Source organism: uncultured Shimia sp. (assembly GCF_913054185.1).
Taxonomy (GTDB): Bacteria; Pseudomonadota; Alphaproteobacteria; order Rhodobacterales; family Rhodobacteraceae; genus Shimia.
The window spans coordinates 23,007-39,584 of sequence record NZ_CAJXIV010000011.1 but is presented as its reverse complement, the minus strand read 5'-3'; the positions used below and the strand labels follow the sequence as shown (position 1 = coordinate 39,584).

The following is a 16,578-nucleotide window of genomic DNA, read 5'->3' as shown; positions in this document are numbered from 1 at the left end:
TGGTTCCGGATCTTGTGCCGGGGCCAGCCTCCTTTCCCTCTCAGGGACCACAAAAATGCCCCACCCCATTCTGGAAACCACCGACCTGACCGTGCGCTTTGGCGGTCACGTGGCGGTCGACCACATCACCTGCAACTTCAATGCTGGCGAATTGACCGCAATTGTTGGCCCCAACGGCGCAGGCAAAACCACGTATTTCAATCTGATCTCTGGTCAGATTCCCGTCTCCGAAGGCCGTGTGAAACTCAATGGCACCGACATCACCCGCATGTCCGTAGCCCAGCGTACCCACCGCGGCATTGGCCGCGCCTTCCAGCTCACCAACCTGTTTCCCAATCTTTCTGTGTTGGAAAACATCCGCCTTGTGGTGCAATCCAAAGCCGGTCGCGGTTTCAACATCCTGTCCATGGCCGACAGCCACGCCGAACTCACCGGCCCAGCTTACGAGATTCTCGAGCGCATCCGCATGACCGATCAAGCGGATCAGGTTGTCTCTGAACTCTCTCATGGCGACCAACGCAAATTGGAGGTCGCCCTGCTGATCGCGCTGGACCCGCTGGTCTATATGTTTGACGAACCCACCGCTGGCATGAGCGTGGACGAAGCCCCCGTAGTGCTCGACCTGATCGCCGAACTCAAAACCCGCAAAGACCGCGCCATCTTACTGGTGGAGCACAAAATGGACGTGATCCGCACCCTCGCGGACCGCATCATCGTATTGCACAACGGCGCGCTGGCGGCCGATGGCGATCCTGCCGAGGTCATGGCGTCTGACGTGGTGCAAGAAGCATACATGGGCCGCGATCTTGAGGAGGCCCTCGCCAATGTCTGATCCCATCCTGAAACTTGAGGGTGTCTTCACCAACATCGCGCAGTATCACATCCTGCAAGGCGTCGAGCTCACCGTGCCGCGTGGCGAAGTCACCATGCTTTTGGGCCGCAACGGCGTGGGCAAAACCACCACGCTGCGCACCATCATCGGCCACTGGCGCGCCCATCAGGGCAGCGTCACGTTTGACGGTCAGGACATCACCAAACTGCCAACTCCCGCGATCGCCCGTGCAGGCATCGGATTTGTGCCCGAGGACATGGGCATCTTTGCCGACCTGACGGTGGAGGAAAACATGATCCTCGCCGCTGTCTCCGGCGCGATTGACGAGGCCCGCCTGCAATGGCTCTTCACCGTCTTCCCGGCACTGGAAACCTTCTGGAAAAAAGACGCAGGCACGCTCTCTGGTGGCCAAAAACAGATGCTATCCATCGCCCGCGCCATGATCGAAGAGCGTGCGCTGTATCTGATAGACGAGCCGACCAAAGGCCTTGCGCCTGCCATCATCACCACCATGGCCCGCGCCATCAAGGAACTGAAAGACCAAGGCGCATCCATCCTCTTGGTAGAGCAAAACTTCGCCGTAGCCAAAGCCTTGGGGGATAGCGCCAATGTGATGGACGACGGCCGCATGGCCTGGTCCGGCCAGATGTCCGAACTGACCCAAGATGCCGAGCTGCAAGAGCGCCTGATGGGCCTCAGCATGGAGGCTCACTGATGCCAATGAACACACTTCAACTGGAGGTCCGCCCATGAGCGCCGCCCCCAAACACGCCCCCACGATGGCGCAAATGTCCCTCGCAGAGCGGGTTGCCCCCTATGCGCCGATCCTTTTGGTTGTCGGCCTTGTGATTGCCGGTTTCGTCGCCATTCCTGCCACCTCCAGCTGGCTCACTTTAACCGTCTCCGGCCTCGCCATGGGCATGATGATCTTCATCATGGCTTCGGGCCTAACGTTGGTCTTTGGCCTGATGGACGTCATCAACTTCGGCCACGGCGCTTTTGTCTCCGTCGGGGCCTTTGTTGGCGTCTCCTTTTTGCTCCTGCTGGAGCACATGACCGGCGCGCCCAACCTGCTGTGGAATCTGACTGCCCTGATGGTGACCATTGTTGGCGCCATGGCCGCGACTGGCCTCATGGGCTACGCCTTTGAGCGGGTGATTGTGAAGCCGGTCTATGGCCACCACCTCAAACAAATCTTGGTCACCATGGGCGGCCTGATCGTGGTCGAGCAGCTGATCATCGTGCTCTGGGGGCCGGAAGAGATCTACATCACCCGCCCCGAAGCGCTGAAAGGCGCAATCACCTTCGCCGGTGCCGCGCTTGAAAAATATCGCCTTGTGGCTGTGGGCATCGGCCTCGTGGTCTTCCTCGCTATGCGTTACACCCTGCGCCGCACCAAAATTGGCCTGATCGTGCGCGCCGGTGTGGAGAATGGCGAGATGGTGCAGGCGCTTGGCTACAATCTCCGCATGGTTTTCATTGGTGTCTTTGTCGCGGGCTCTGCCCTCGCAGGTCTCGGCGGTGTCCTCTGGGGCCTCTACCAGGAAGTCATCACCGCCCACATGGGCAACCAGACCATGATCCTTGTGTTCATCGTGGTGATCATCGGCGGACTTGGCTCGGTCGAAGGCTGCTTCATCGGCGCGCTTATGGTGGGCCTGTTACAAAACTACGTGGCCTTTCTAGAACCCAAAGCCGCCCTGATTTCCAACATCGCCCTGATGGTGGCGATCCTGATGTGGCGCCCAATGGGCATGATTCCCGTGGTAAAGGCGAAATAGACATGCTGAAAACCCTTGTTTCCGGCGACACCCCACGGTCGCCCATCCTCTTGGCGGTCCTGCTCGCCATCCTTGTGTGCCTCGCCTTGGCCCCGTTCCTGTTCCCCGGCGTGCGCTCTGTGGACACCGCCGCCCGCATCTGCATCTTCATTGTGTTGGTGGCCTCTTATGACCTGCTGCTGGGCTACGGCGGCATCGTCAGCTTTGCTCACACCATGTTCTTTGGGCTTGGCGCTTATGGCGTCGCCTTAGCCAGCTCACGTATGGGCCCTGGCTTTGACAGCTTGCTGGTGGGCTCTGTTGCAGGCGCAGGTCTCGCAGCTCTGCTGGCTTTGGTGATCGGCCTATTTTCGCTCCGTGTCCGCGCTATCTTCTTCGCGATGATCACCCTTGCAGTGGCCTCTGCTGTCGCTGTGCTGGTCAGCCAGCTTTCCAGCCTCACCGGCGGCGAAGATGGCCTGTCCTTCAAAATCCCCCGCGCACTTGGCCCAGCCTTCAAGTTCATGGACGGCGAGATCTTCGGCGTGAAAGCCAACGGTAAACTGCTGAAATACTACCTCGTCTTCATCTCCTGCTTTGTGCTCTTCCTGCTGATGCTGCGTGTGGTGAACTCCCCGTTTGGGCGCGTCCTGCAAGCCATCCGCGAAAACGACTTCCGGGCTGAGGCCATTGGCTACCGCGTTGTGCACTACCGCGTGGCCGCAACTTGCCTGTCCGCCGCCATTGCCGCCCTTGCTGGCGCACTCTACGCCATATGGCTGCGATACGTTGGCCCGGACACCACGCTCAGCATGGAGATCATGATCGACATCTTGCTGATGGTGGTGATCGGCGGCATGGGCACCATGTACGGGGCTGTGATTGGCGCCACCCTGTTTGTGCTGGCGCAAAACTACCTGCAAAACGTGCTCAGCCTCGCCGGTGAAAGCGTCTCCGCCCTGCCGTTCCTGCCAGACCTGTTGAACGCAGACCGCTGGCTGCTCTGGCTTGGTGTGCTCTTCATCCTGTCGGTCTACTTCTTCCCCACAGGCATTGTTGGTCGCCTGCGCGGCAAGTAACAGCCGCCTCTTGCAATTCCCTGTCGCTTGCGGTCCTGTCGCCGCAGCGAAGGGGAGGTACTTAACATGCGCATTGATTTGGTTTTGTTGTGTTTGGCTTATGTGCTGAGCCAGTTCTTCCGCGCCTTTCTGGCGGTGCTTACGCAAGTACTTGAGGTCGACATCGGCGCCACACCCGCCGACCTCGCCTTTGCCTCTGGACTTTGGTTCATTGTCTTTGCCGCGATGCAAATCCCGGTCGGTGCCGCGCTCGATAGCATCGGCCCACGCCGTACTTCGGCCGTCCTGCTGCTGATTGGCGGTGGTGGCGGCGCAGCACTCTTTGCCATGGCCACGCAACCGCTGCACATCACCATCGCCATGGGCCTCATCGGCGTTGGCTGTTCCCCGGTGCTGATGGCCAGTTACTTCATCTTTGCCCGCATGTACCCACCGGCCCGCTTTGCCACACTGGCCGCGCTCATGTTGGGTGTCGGCTCCGTGGGCAACCTGATCGCCGCCTACCCGACTGCCTGGGCTGCCGAAACCATCGGCTGGCGCGCCACCCTCTGGGTACTGGCCGCGATCAGCTCCAGCATCGCAATTGGCCTTTGGGCCTTGGTGCAAGACCCGCCCAAAGCCAACGGCACCGAAAAAGGCTCCGTGCTGGACCTCTTGAAAATCCCAGCTCTCTGGCTGCTCTTCCCCCTGATGTTCGTGAACTACATGCCCGCTGCCGGCATTCGCGGCCTCTGGATTGGCCCCTACCTGTCAGATGTGTTTAACCTCACAACCAGTGAGATTGGCCAGGCCACACTGGTAATGGGCCTTGCCATGATCATTGGCACCTTTGCCTACGGCCCGGCTGATCGCATCTTAGGCAGTCGCAAATGGGTGATCATCGGCGGCAACCTGACGGGTGCCATCACCCTGATTGGTTTGACAGTCTTTGCCGATGCCAGCCCCCTCCGCTCGATCCTGCTGATGTCCATTATCGGCTTTGCCGGGGCCAGTTTCCCTGTGCTCATCGCCCACGCCCGCAGTTTCTTCCCGGCACATCTCACAGGCCGAGGCGTGACCCTGATGAACCTGTTTGGCATTGGCGGCGTGGGTGTGATGCAGTTTGGCTCCGGCAAGCTACACGCCGCAATTTCCCCCACCGATCCCCTGCTGGCCTATCAAAGCCTGTTTGGTCTGATGGCCGGTTTGCTCCTGCTTGGCGCGCTGATCTATTGCTTCTCTGAAGACCGCATGGATTGATCAAAAAAACGGCACCGCGCGCATTCATCGCAAACCGGAATGACCCGCTTCAGCAATTTCACGCCTCCCACCCCTTTTTTCTTGGGCCAAACAGGGCTAAGAGGGCGCGTCGTTAGAAATGGAGACCTCAGATGGGTTATCGCATCGTCGTCGCTGGCGCCACGGGCAACGTGGGCCGCGAAATGCTGAACATTCTGGAGGAACGTCAGTTCCCCGTGGATGAGATTGCTGTATTGGCAAGCCGCCGCAGCCAGGGCACCGAGGTCACGTTTGCCGACAAAACCCTGAAGATTCAGGACATTGAACAGTTCGATTTTGCGGGCTGGGACATGGCGCTGTTTGCCATTGGCTCCGACGCCACCAAAAAATACGCGCCGCGCGCTGCCGCCGCCAACTGTGTTGTGATCGATAACAGCTCACTCTACCGCTACGATCCGGACGTGCCGTTGATCGTGCCGGAGTGCAACGCAGGCGACATCCACGGCTATTCCAAGAAAAACATTATCGCCAACCCAAACTGCTCCACCGCACAGATGGTTGTGGCGCTGAAGCCATTGCACGACCGCGCAAAAATCAAACGCGTTGTGGTGTCGACTTACCAGTCGGTGTCCGGCTCCGGCAAAGACGGCATGGACGAGCTGTGGGAACAGACCAAAGCGGTCTACAACCCCACCAAAGACGTGCCACCCAAAACCTTCACCAAAGAGATCGCGTTTAACGTGATCCCGCACATCGATGTCTTCCTGGACGATGGCTCCACCAAAGAAGAGTGGAAAATGGTCGCCGAAACCAAGAAAATTCTCGACACCAAAATCAAGGTCACAGCGACCTGTGTGCGGGTGCCGGTGTTTGTTGGCCACTCCGAGGCAATCAACATCGAATTCGAAGAGTTCCTTGACGAAGACGAAGCCCGTGACATCCTGCGCGAAAGCCCGGGCATCATGGTGATCGACAAGCGCGAAGACGGCGGCTACGTGACCCCCAAGGAATGTGTTGGCGACTTCGCAACCTTCATCTCCCGCGTCCGTCAGGACAGCACATTGGACAACGGCCTGAACCTCTGGTGTGTGTCTGACAACCTCCGCAAAGGCGCGGCGCTGAATGCGGTACAAATCGCCGAAACGCTGGGCCGCGAAGTGCTCAAGAAAGGCTAAGTCCTTTCCAAATTGAAATGCAAAGGGCGTCCACTTGGGCGCCCTTTTTCATGGGTGAAACCCTGCGTTTCCGGCAACTCCTCGCCCAATACCTGCTCCCCACGCAAACCTGACTTGCCACTCTCGCCTGTCCGTGTTGGTCTCACCTCAAACAACACACAGGTGATTGATGAAACACGTGATTTTTGCCACAGCTCTTTTCCCACTTGCCACGCCGCTTTGGGCAGACGACATCCGTCTCAACGCCCCCGTCACCGCGGCCACACTCTATTCCGAAGGCGCAACCCTCACCCGCGCCGTGCCTTTCTCGGCCCCTGCCGGCACCCATGAGCTGTTGATCACCAACCTGCCCGAAAGCCTGGACCCGATGTCCGTGCGGGTGGCTTTGGACGGTGCCAAACTTGGGGCCGTGACCGTGCGCCACGAGCGCACCCTGCCCAATGCCCAAGAAGATAGCCCGGAGCTGACCGCGGCCAAAGCCGCACTGGAACAAGCCGAGGCAGACTTGCGCGCTGCAGAGGACGGTCGCGCGGATGTGCTCATGAAAGCCGATGCCGCCAAAGCCCGCCTTGCCTACCTCTCAACTCTGCAAGGCCCCACGGACACGGCGGCAACGCCGGACACCATAACCGCCACGCTGGCCTTGATTGGGCAAGAAACCCTTGCCGCCCGTCAGGAAATTGCTGCCGCGGAACGGCAGGCCCGTGCCTCCACAAAAACGCTCGAAGACCTGCTGGAAGCTTATGCGAACGCCCAGCAAACCGTCGACGCGCTGACCCCAAGTGAAAGCGACAACGCGATGTTGGCGATTTCCATTTCTGCGGAGGCCGCGTCTGAGGGCACGCTGACCCTGTCTCACCTCACGCAGTTTGCCCGCTGGGTCCCGGCATATGATGTGCACCTCAACAACGTCGAGACACCACAACTGAACATCGAACGAGGTGCGTTTGTGAGCCAGTTTACCGATGAGGACTGGACCGACGTCGCGATCACCCTTTCAACCAGCCGCCCGGACGAACAATCCGAGCCCAGCGGCCTCTCCCCCTGGCGCCGTCACATCGAAGAGGAGCGGCCGGTTCTGCCCAAAAACGCGGGCCGCCTTGCCGAACTCAGCATGCAAGCGGCTCCAATGGCAGAAACTGCCATACTGGAGGATTCTGCCGGATACGCAGCCGCCCACAGCTTTGGCGACGGCATCAACGCCACTTACGTCTACCCCACCCCTGTGTCGGTGTCCTCCGCCTCTGACGCCCTTCACCTCGCGCTTGGCACCTTGGATTTGACTCCAAAAACCTACGCGCTCGCCAATCCGATGCGGGACGAAACCGCCTTCCTGATGGCCGAAGTGACCAACGACGCAGGGGAGCTGATCCTGCCAAGCTATGAGGCCAATTTCTTCCTCAATGGCACCTACATCGGCCAACAGACCATGCCACTGATTGCCGAAGGCGACAGTGTCGACTTCTCCTTTGGACCAATCAACGGCCTGCGCTTGTCGGACAAAATCACCAACAAAGTGACAGGTGACAAAGGCGTGCTCACCACCCGCAACGAACAAAGTGAAACCCGTGTGTTGACCGCCGAAAACCTCACCGGCCGTGCTTGGGACCTGCGTCTGCTGGGACGCGTGCCTTTCAGCGAACAGGAAGACCTGGTGATCACACATCAATCCTCGCCCGCGCCCACTGAAACCAACCACGAAGATCAGCGTGGCATTCTGATGTGGAAACGGTCGCTTGATGCGGGCGAGAGCTTCGAGGTCGAACTGTCCCACAAAATCCAATGGCCATCAGAAATGATTCTGCGCTAACCGATGCCGCAACGCAAAAAAAGCCCGCGTAATTCGCGGGCTTTTTAAGTACTAAGTTCGAATGCAAACCGGGATGGTTTAAACCTGCGAAAACCCGTCTTTGCCGCTGTCGTAAGCTTCAAGCCCACCTTCGGCAATGTTGTGCCACAACCCGTGCAGCGTCAGCGCACCGGCATCCACACGTTCTTTTACAAACGGGAAGGTCATCAAGTTGTCCAGCGACACCAACACCGACCGTTTTTCCAACGCCCGTGCCTGTTCTGCACTGTCTTTAATGTCCGCAACATCTTCATAGCCGGGGCGCAAAACATCCATCCAGCGGCCCACAAAACTGTCCTTGGCTTCCAACGCGGGGGCGTTGCCCTTGCACATGTCGATACAGCCCTGAACCCCGCCACATTGGCTGTGCCCCAACACAACCACATGCGCGACCTTAAGCGCGGTGACCGCATATTCCACAGCCGCACTGGTGCCGTGCTGATTGCCATCCGGCTTAAACGGCGGCACCAAATTGGCAATGTTACGGTGAATAAAAAATTCCCCTTGGTCCGCCCCAAAAATCGACGTCACATGCACGCGGCTGTCACAACAGCTGATAATCATCGCACGGGGATGCTGTCCCTCGGTGCCCAAATGGCGATACCAGCTCTGATTTTCCTCATAGGTGGTGGCTTTCCACCCTTGGTAACGCTGCACCAAATAGGACGGCAGGGGCTTTACATGATCCATGGTATCTCCTCACGCGGTTTCAGGGGGAATAGTGCATATTTGTCTGTAATTCGAGGGATAATCATACGCCGTAGAAACTTTTTGAGAAGGTTTGCACGCCAAAGATGTTCCTAACCGTTTGGGTGAAACGGACAAAACTTAGGGTGAGATATGTCACAAGTGGCAAAACTGAAAATGAGCGAGCAGGCCGTCGTCGATCAAGACGAATTGGCCCGTGTCTTTATACGCATGAATCCAGATGAGGCCGAAGAAACCTTCATGGGATTGGTCAAATCGCTGACCGATCATCTCACCATGGGCGAGCATCATTTGAACGCTGACAACCTGTCAGAATTGGCTGACACCATGTCGTTGGTCGAGCTGATCGCCGGGCGTCTTTGCATGACCGCGCTGTCGCAGGTCGCAGGTGACGTGGTGTCCTGCTGTGATCGCGGTGATCGCGTGGCGCTTTCGGCCACACATGCACGTTTGATCCGTGTCGGCGAAGGCGCCTTGCGGGAAATCTGGGATCTGAAGCGCAGCTACATCTGACCGGTGCGCCAATCCTGCTTGCAGGGGGCGCACCAACCGTTAGGCTGGAGGTCAAACAGCTTACGACCGGTCAGAAAGGTGCGCCATGTCCCTCACATTTGCTTCTGCTCAAAGCGGCCCGTCCATCCCCTTGCATGTGGTGGACGGCGACAGCTATGAGGCCTGGCGCGATGCCCAAACCCAAGCCGCGCGCACCTTCCTGATCGCCACCGGCTTCAAACCAACCATTGGCAAATCCATCTTGATCCCAGACGCCTCCGGCGCACCTGTCATGGCAGTCGCCGGATTTGGCACGCCGCACACCCGCGCCCGTGGTCGCTTTGCACTGGCCGCCGCAGCGGCCACCCTACCCGCAGGCACGTATTCTCTTGTCAGTGGCTTGCCCGCAGGCGATCTGGAAACCGAAGCCCTCGGTTGGCTGCTGGCGCAATACGCCTTTGACCGCTACGCCAAAGCCTCCGGTGCTGCTGCAAAACTGATCTGTCCTTCTGGCGTGGACGCTGCCAAAGTTGAGGCCATGGCCGCCGGCGAGGCCCTCACCCGCGACCTGATCAACACCCCGGCTTCTGACATGGGCCCGCAAGAACTTGAGGACGCCAGCCGTGCGCTGGCCCTGAATTACGGCGCCATTTGCACCGTGACCAAAGGTGCCGCCCTACTCGAGCAAAATTTCCCGATGATCCACGCCGTGGGCCGCGCCGCCGCCGAACATCGCGCGCCGCGCCTGATCGACATGCGCTGGGGCTCAGAAGGCCCAACGCTCACTTTGGTTGGCAAAGGTGTGTGCTTTGACACCGGTGGATTAAACCTCAAACCCGGCGGCTCCATGGCGCTGATGAAAAAGGACATGGGCGGTTCCGCCACTGTGCTGGGCCTCGCCCACATGATTATGGCGCTCAATCTGCCGCTGCAACTGCGCGTCTTGATCCCCGCCGTGGAAAACTCGGTCAGCAGCGATAGCTTCCGCCCGGGCGACATCCTCACCGCCCGCAATGGCCTCACTGTTGAGATCAACAACACCGACGCCGAAGGCCGCCTTGTGTTGGCCGATGCGCTCGCCCTGGGGTCAGAAGAGAACCCTGACATGATGCTCTCCATGGCCACCCTCACCGGTGCCGCCCGCGTGGCCGTTGGCCCGGACCTCTCGCCGTATTACACCGATGATGCCGGTTTTGTGTCCGCTTTAGAAGCAGCCGCCACCTCCGTCGCGGACCCTGTCTGGCGCATGCCGTTTTGGGAGCCGTATGAAAAGATGATCGAACCCGGCATTGCCGATCTGGACAACGCGCCCGCTGGCGGCTTTGCCGGCTCCATCACCGCCGCGCTTTTCCTGCGCCGCTTTGCCAAAGACCAACGCTACGCGCATTTTGACATTTACGGCTGGAACCCAACCCCATCCCCCGCCCGTCCCAAAGGTGGTGTTGGCATGGGCGCCCGCGCCATCTTGGCCGCCTTGCCAGAGGTGTTGTCGCTCTGATGGATAAACGCCTGACCCCAAGCACCGGCAAAGTTGCCGCCGCACACCTGCGTGGCTTGGTCACCGCCGACCGTTTTGTTGAACCCACACCCTACCGCGTCGCCATGGTGGTCACCGACCTGTTGTCCGGCCCACAAGGCACGCGCGAACGCCAACTCCTACGTGGCGAAGTGGTCCACGTGGTGCACACCATAAACGGCATGGCCTTTGGTTATACGGAAAAAGACGGCTACGTTGGCTGGGTCGATATTGGCGATCTTCTGAGCCACCCAAAACAAACCCCAACCCACAGCGTCTCCGCGGCACGCAGCTACGCCAAAACCACGCCCGGCCTCAAAACCATGGGCCACGTGACCCCCCTGTCTTTTGGCACCCGCCTTGTGGTCCTTTCGGAAGACGACAACTGGTCCCGCATTGCCTGGGACGGCGGCCAGGTCACCCGCGATCTCTATGTGCCCAATCAGCACCTCACGCCAATAGATAACGTCGAACCCGACGCCGCCGCCGTCGCAGAACGGCTGATCGGCACACCGTACCTTTGGGGAGGCAACTCCTCATTTGGCATCGATTGTTCCGGCCTTGTACAAGCCGCCCTTTTGGCCTGTGGCACGGCCTGCCCCGGCGACAGCGACCAACAAGAGGCTGCCTTCCCGGACGCCACTGGCCCCTACCAACGTGGCGACCTGCTGTTTTGGAAAGGCCACGTCGCAATTGTCACTGACGCAGACACCATGATCCACGCCAACGCGCATCATATGGCCGTGGCTTATGAGCCCATTGCCGCCGCCATCGCCCGCATCCAATCTCAAGGTGACGGCCCTGTGACCTCCCACAAACGCCCCGTTTTTGGAGCCTCCTCATGAGCAACGGTTTTTTTCAGCCCATCTCCGGTATGGATCTGCCCCGATTTGCCGGCGTGCCGTCGTTTATGCGCCTGCCCGTCATGGATCTGGATCACACGCGCATCGAAGAGGTGGATTTGGGTCTGATCGGCGTACCTTGGGACAGCGGAACAACAAATCGGCCCGGGCCACGTCACGGGCCGCGCCAACTGCGCGACGCCTCCACCATGATCCGCGCCCAAAATGGTGCGACCGGCGTGCGCCCCTTTGATTTGATCAACTGCGCGGACCTCGGTGACGTTGGCCCTAATCCGGCTGACATTCCCGACAGTATGCAGCGCATCACCGCCTTCTTTGATGACGCGCTGGCCAAAGGTATCACGCCTTTGACCGCAGGTGGCGACCACCTGACCTCCCTGCCCATCCTGCGCTCCCTCGCCAAAGACAGCCCCGTCGGCATGGTGCATTTTGACAGCCACACGGACCTCTACCACAGCTATTTTGGCGGCACGATGTACACCCACGGCACCCCGTTCCGCCGCGCGGTGGAAGAAGGCCTGCTGGATCCCAAACGGGTTGTGCAAATTGGCATCCGTGGCAGCACCTATGATGACGAGGACACCGATTTTGCCAAGTCCGTTGGCATTCGTGTGATCCGCATCGAAGAGTTTTTTCAACGTGGTCTGGACGACGTCATGGCAGAGGCCCACGAAATTGTTGGCGATCAGCCGACCTACGTCAGCTACGACATCGACTTTGTCGATCCCACCTTTGCGCCCGGCACCGGCACGCCCGAAGTTGGCGGGCCCAACAGCTTCCAAGCACTGGAAGTGGTGCGTAAACTGGACGGTCTCAACATCATCGGCGCGGACATGGTTGAGGTCTCGCCCCCGTTTGACAGCTCCGGCGGCACCGCCTTCCTGGGCGTTTCGGTGATGTTTGAGCTGCTCTGCGTAATGGCCAAGCACCTCGCCACGCGCTGATATCTTGCTTTCTCATTCCCCAAATATCTCGGGGATGAATTGGCAAAATCAAGAAGGGGCTGGCCCCTTCCCTAGCTTGACGTCAGCCCAACTCCAGCGTGCTTACGGCAAAGTATCCGCCCTGCGCCGCCCCAACCGGCACCGGCGTGCCGCGATACATACGCGCGGTGGCAAATCCAGGCGCTAGGCCCAACGTTTCACACATCGTTTTCAACGGCCCCGACGTGTCCGGAACATCCAAGGTCACCGGCCCACTCATTTGGGCTGCCACATGGGCGATCAACGCCTGTGCGTCCTCTTCACTCTCCGCCAAAAGCGGCCCAATTTTTAGGCCCTCACGACAGCGTCGCGCAGTGCAATACCCGGCAAGACCACTCTCGCCTTGTGCCACCCATGTTTGACGACTCTCCGCAGGCGTAAACCACGCCTGCAAATACGTGGGCTTGCGCACGCCTGATGCCGCCGCCTCCATGTCAATCAACACCGCCACATCCTCCGGCGCCGCCAATCGGATACCTTCGCTTTCTACCGCAGCCACCGCGCCAGTGAACCGCGTTGTGGCGCTGAACAACGCAAACCCCGACGCCGCGTAGTTGGCCTGCTGATCCGGCACGCCATCTAAGCCCACCACACGTGTGCCCGCATGTTTCAGCGCGTGTTGCCACAGCCCATAGCCGATGCCCCGGCCGCGAGACGCCGGATGCGCGATATACAGTCCGAGAAACGCAAAACCCTCTGTGTGGTTCACCACCGAAATCGCTGCCACCAATTCGCCGCCCACCGTGGCGACAAAAAATCCCTCCGGATCCGCCTGCCAAAACGCCGCCGCATCTTGCAGTCCGGGGTTCCACCCCTCCTGTGCGGCCCACTCCAAAATGGGGACCAATTCTTCCTGGGTGGCGTTGCGAAAAACTGTCATGGCGTTCCTGCCTGCTGGCTCACTCCACGGCGCGAATGAGCTTGCGCTCCAGCACCCGCAGCACGGTTTTAAGGTCATGCCCTCGTTTGAGCACCTGGCCATCCATGCCTATCACCGCATACAGCCCCTGCTTGGTGCGCAGCTTGGGACGTTTCTCGATCCGGTACAGCGGATTTTCCGCCGCCCGGCGAAACACCGAGAACACGGCCACTTCGCGCAAAGACGACATCCCATAGTCGCGCCATTCCCCAGCCGCCACCATGCGCCCATAAAGGTTCATGATGACAAACAGCTCCGTGCGATGAAACGCAACCTGTTCTGGTGGTTTGGGGGGAGGGTGTAATGCAGAGGGTGTTTGGGCATTCATGCCCTTAGCCTTGCGTCAATTGCCGTCAAAATCAAGCCTGCTGAACATCACACGCCTATTAACCATGCCCCATTCCGGCCACAGATTCTTCCGGAAAAGGCCGCGGTGCCTTCCTTTTGTTGCCGCAACTGACCGGCATCTTGGCTTCATAGCGAAACGAAACGCTACCTCCGGCGGCGCGGCACTATTGCCCCCACCCAGTCTGCTCCGCCGGAGGGCACTTTTCTTAAGACCCAATAAAGCCGCCCTCTGGGGCGGTTTTATTTTTGGGGCACTCCGGCTTTGTCCGATCCCTCACGCAAAGCTGCCCTGACAAAACCAGCCCGCCGACATCTGCCCGCCATGGGCAAAGTACAGCCACAGCCGCTCACCGTTTTTGCAGGTCACCCGCCAGTAATCACGCACCCCACTGCGCCACTCCGGCTCATCCAGCCACCATTCCGGTGCAATCCGCTCCGGCCCGCGCGCGTCTGCCACAGCCAAATCCCGTCCCCGCCACCGAAACACCTCGGGCAAGCGCGGCACCTCCGGCGCATGCACCGGCTCCGGCCGCCACAACAGCAATGGCCGTTTCAACACCCCCTCCGGCCAGGCCTGCTCCCAGGGTTCGGACCAGGCCGCATGCAACACCTGCGCGGTTTTCTCCGGAATGTGGCTGGAGGCCGGATGCCGCCGCGTGATTTGCTCCAGCCCCACCCGCGCGCCAATGCGGCCAATCAAATCCTCCAGCGCTTGGCCTTGGCTCAGCCGCTTATCTGCTGCCTGCCGCGCCTCCAGATGCCCCGCCGTGTGGCGCAAATGTAAGGTCTCCACCCGCACCGCTTCCAGCCGCAGCATATCAATGCCAAACCCCGCATCGATGTCGGTCAGCTTCATCCGCAGCAAAGGCCGCACCCGCTCCGGATCATCCGTCGCCCGTGCCAGCCCCACCTCCACGCTTTGCATGGTTTGATCGGTGCGAAACACCTGCAAGCGCACCACGCGGAGGCCTTTGGACTTCTTCTTCAGCCGTTCACACAGCGGCCCCAGCACCTTGTCCACCGCTGCCGCCACATCCTCTTCCAGCCCAATTGGGTCCGGCAAGCTCATGCGCACCGCGTAAAACGTCTCCGGCGGCGCGGGGTTCACCGGTTCCGGCACCGCGCCCAGCGCCTGATCCAGCCGCAGCACCAAGCCTTTGCCAAAGCGGCGCGCCACTCCAGCCCGCGGCTGCCCGGTCAGATCCCCAATCCGCCGCAGCCCCAGCCGCGCCAATTCCGCCTGCGTGTCGCCCTCCAGCCGCAACGCCGCCACCGGCAAGGGCGCCAAAGCTTCCCGTGCCTGCCCCGGCAAGGCAATCCGCCCCACATCCGCTGTGCCACTGACCGCAGGCGGCGCCGTGCCCCCACGTGTCCAATGGCGCCGCTTCGCCGCCCGCGACCGCGTGGCCGGGGCCTCCTGATCAATGTCATCTCCGCTGCGATGGGCCAGCCCCGGCTGCGCCCCAAACCGCGCCAACGCCCAGGCCGCCCCCAATGTGTCCGCCAATCCAGCCCGCACCGTCAGCTGCAGATCCTCACAATCCTCTCCCACTTGGGTCAGCACGCCTTCTTCGCCGCCAAACAGATGTGTGCTGCCGGTCACATCCAGCACCAACGCATCTTCTTCCGTGGCCGCCACCCAAGGCGAATACTTCCCGGCCCAGCGCGTCAGCACCTTCACAAAGCCCTGCTCCGCCTGCACATTCCGAAGCCGCGTGATCAGATGTGGACACATCGCCTGCGCATCCCGCAATGGCTGCCCCAACGTGAGCCCTTCCCGCTCCGCCTGCTCTGACAGGGAGCAAATCACCTGCATCTGCCCGGTGTCCCGGAGCACCGCCAAAGGCGCATCAAAGGTGCCCCGCTCCATTCGGATTAGGCGCTCGGCCCCCAATCGCGGGAACCACAGGGAAAGAATACGACGGTTTGGCATAGGCAGCAGACTGAACAGAATCGTGATGTTTGTTCACCTTATGTTCTCATATTTTCCACTTGATTCCCACCCCTGCCATGGGCTGCATAGGAGCAGCCAACCAAAGGAGCCAAAATGCGCCGCCACATCCTGATTGCTGCAGCTGTGTTGATCACCACCTCGGCCCACGCCCACAACGGCGTAAAAGACCCAGAGGTCATGGCCCGCATGATGGCAATGGAGAAAATTGGCGCCGCCTTCAAAACGCTGATCAGCATGGCCAAACAGGAAATCCCCCTGCATCAGGCCAAAGCCCGCATGGCGCGCGACACCATTGTGATACAATCCGGCAAAATCAACGCGCTGTTTGAAAACCCGGCCACGGACCCAAAATCCGAAGCCCTGCCCACAATTTGGGAAGATTGGGCTCACTTCAGCGCCAAGTCTGACGACTTGACCAAAGCCGCTATTGCGCTGGATTTCAAAGACCGTGCGGCGCTGGCCAGCACCCTTGGTGGCGTTGGCCTTGCCTGCAAGGCCTGCCACAAAAACTACCGCCTAAAGAAGGACTAAAGACGGCGATGGCCCTCCTTAGAAGAGGGCCACCCTGTCATGTCATCACCCGCAGCTGACCTGCAAAATCTTGCCGTCTGCATCATGCACAACGTTCAGCCGGTTCTCATGGAAATCCATGGTGGCTGGCGAATTTTCCGCCATCACCCGCACCATCTCCGGCACAGTCACGCCGTCCAGCGCACTTTTATTCTGACCAACGAGGAACTCAAACGTCGCCGGATCACAGGTGGTGCTGCCTTTTGCCTCCGCCACGTCTTCCCCCTTGCATGCTGTCAACGCTGCCAGGCCTACAAAGCCAGCTGCTGCAAAAACCACAAACCGCATAATCTCACTCCTTGTCGCAAACAC

At 60.0% G+C, this 16,578-nt stretch carries 17 protein-coding genes; 12 read left to right on the top strand and 5 right to left on the bottom strand.

What is annotated here, in order from left to right; translation table 11 throughout:
* The first annotated feature begins 55 nt into the window (after positions 1-55).
* From QZ517_RS04195 to QZ517_RS04165, 7 genes are all read left to right on the top strand, one after another.
* Positions 56-832: an ABC transporter ATP-binding protein gene (locus QZ517_RS04195; protein WP_294222595.1), complete on the top strand. Its 777-nt coding sequence runs from the start codon at positions 56-58 to the stop codon at positions 830-832.
* A complete protein-coding gene (locus tag QZ517_RS04190; RefSeq protein WP_294222592.1) occupies positions 825-1,547 on the top strand; it encodes an ABC transporter ATP-binding protein in 723 nt (240 codons plus the stop codon). Before QZ517_RS04195 ends, QZ517_RS04190 begins: the two co-directional genes overlap by 8 nt.
* A 34-nt stretch (positions 1,548-1,581) precedes the next feature.
* The gene (locus tag QZ517_RS04185) at positions 1,582-2,613 is read left to right on the top strand and encodes a branched-chain amino acid ABC transporter permease (RefSeq protein ID WP_294222589.1); all 1,032 of its coding nucleotides are present in this window, start codon (positions 1,582-1,584) and stop codon (positions 2,611-2,613) included.
* 2 nt (positions 2,614-2,615) lie between these two features.
* Positions 2,616-3,671, top strand: coding sequence for a branched-chain amino acid ABC transporter permease (locus QZ517_RS04180; RefSeq protein ID WP_294222586.1), 1,056 nt, complete (start codon positions 2,616-2,618; stop codon positions 3,669-3,671).
* A gap of 66 nt (positions 3,672-3,737) precedes the next feature.
* Entirely contained in the window at positions 3,738-4,910 is a 1,173-nt protein-coding gene (locus QZ517_RS04175) for an MFS transporter (protein ID WP_294222583.1), read from the top strand.
* Positions 4,911-5,041: 131 nt separating this feature from the next.
* Positions 5,042-6,064 (top strand): aspartate-semialdehyde dehydrogenase, encoded by a 1,023-nt coding sequence (locus QZ517_RS04170; RefSeq protein WP_294222580.1) that lies wholly within the window; start codon positions 5,042-5,044, stop codon positions 6,062-6,064.
* 169 nt (positions 6,065-6,233) lie between these two features.
* Entirely contained in the window at positions 6,234-7,874 is a 1,641-nt protein-coding gene (locus QZ517_RS04165; RefSeq protein WP_294222577.1) for a mucoidy inhibitor MuiA family protein, read from the top strand.
* A gap of 78 nt (positions 7,875-7,952) precedes the next feature.
* On the opposite strand, the gene QZ517_RS04160 is transcribed toward QZ517_RS04165, so the two are convergent.
* Entirely contained in the window at positions 7,953-8,603 is a 651-nt protein-coding gene (locus QZ517_RS04160; protein WP_294222572.1) for a carbonic anhydrase, read from the bottom strand.
* Positions 8,604-8,753: 150 nt separating this feature from the next.
* On the opposite strand from QZ517_RS04160, the gene QZ517_RS04155 reads away from it, so the two are divergent.
* From QZ517_RS04155 to speB, 4 genes are all read left to right on the top strand, one after another.
* Positions 8,754-9,134: a hypothetical protein gene (locus QZ517_RS04155; RefSeq protein ID WP_294222567.1), complete on the top strand. Its 381-nt coding sequence runs from the start codon at positions 8,754-8,756 to the stop codon at positions 9,132-9,134.
* Between the two features lie 85 nt (positions 9,135-9,219).
* Positions 9,220-10,611 carry a M17 family metallopeptidase gene (locus tag QZ517_RS04150; protein ID WP_294222565.1) on the top strand — a complete coding sequence of 464 codons (1,392 nt, stop codon included), beginning with the start codon at positions 9,220-9,222 and terminating at the stop codon, positions 10,609-10,611.
* Positions 10,611-11,474 (top strand): NlpC/P60 family protein, encoded by an 864-nt coding sequence (locus tag QZ517_RS04145; RefSeq protein WP_294222562.1) that lies wholly within the window; start codon positions 10,611-10,613, stop codon positions 11,472-11,474. Before QZ517_RS04150 ends, QZ517_RS04145 begins: the two co-directional genes overlap by 1 nt.
* Positions 11,471-12,436, top strand: coding sequence for an agmatinase (gene speB / locus QZ517_RS04140; protein ID WP_294222559.1), 966 nt, complete (start codon positions 11,471-11,473; stop codon positions 12,434-12,436). Before QZ517_RS04145 ends, speB begins: the two co-directional genes overlap by 4 nt.
* A gap of 82 nt (positions 12,437-12,518) precedes the next feature.
* On the opposite strand, the gene QZ517_RS04135 is transcribed toward speB, so the two are convergent.
* The 3 genes from QZ517_RS04135 to QZ517_RS04125 all read right to left on the bottom strand — a co-directional run bounded on the left by QZ517_RS04135 (position 12,519) and on the right by QZ517_RS04125 (position 15,675).
* Positions 12,519-13,355: a GNAT family N-acetyltransferase gene (locus QZ517_RS04135; RefSeq protein WP_294222556.1), complete on the bottom strand. Its 837-nt coding sequence runs from the start codon at positions 13,353-13,355 to the stop codon at positions 12,519-12,521.
* 19 nt (positions 13,356-13,374) lie between these two features.
* Positions 13,375-13,722, bottom strand: a complete 348-nt coding sequence (locus tag QZ517_RS04130; RefSeq protein WP_294222553.1) for a DUF2794 domain-containing protein — start codon at positions 13,720-13,722, stop codon at positions 13,375-13,377.
* 294 nt (positions 13,723-14,016) lie between these two features.
* Positions 14,017-15,675 carry a DUF6504 family protein gene (locus tag QZ517_RS04125; RefSeq protein WP_294222549.1) on the bottom strand — a complete coding sequence of 553 codons (1,659 nt, stop codon included), beginning with the start codon at positions 15,673-15,675 and terminating at the stop codon, positions 14,017-14,019.
* A gap of 114 nt (positions 15,676-15,789) precedes the next feature.
* Between QZ517_RS04125 and QZ517_RS04120 the strand changes: the two genes are divergently transcribed.
* A complete protein-coding gene (locus tag QZ517_RS04120) occupies positions 15,790-16,227 on the top strand; it encodes a cytochrome c (RefSeq protein ID WP_294222545.1) in 438 nt (145 codons plus the stop codon).
* A gap of 45 nt (positions 16,228-16,272) precedes the next feature.
* On the opposite strand, the gene QZ517_RS04115 is transcribed toward QZ517_RS04120, so the two are convergent.
* Complete coding sequence (locus QZ517_RS04115; protein ID WP_294222542.1) at positions 16,273-16,554, bottom strand: I78 family peptidase inhibitor; 282 nt, start codon at positions 16,552-16,554, stop codon at positions 16,273-16,275.
* Between the last annotated feature and the right edge of the window lie 24 nt (positions 16,555-16,578).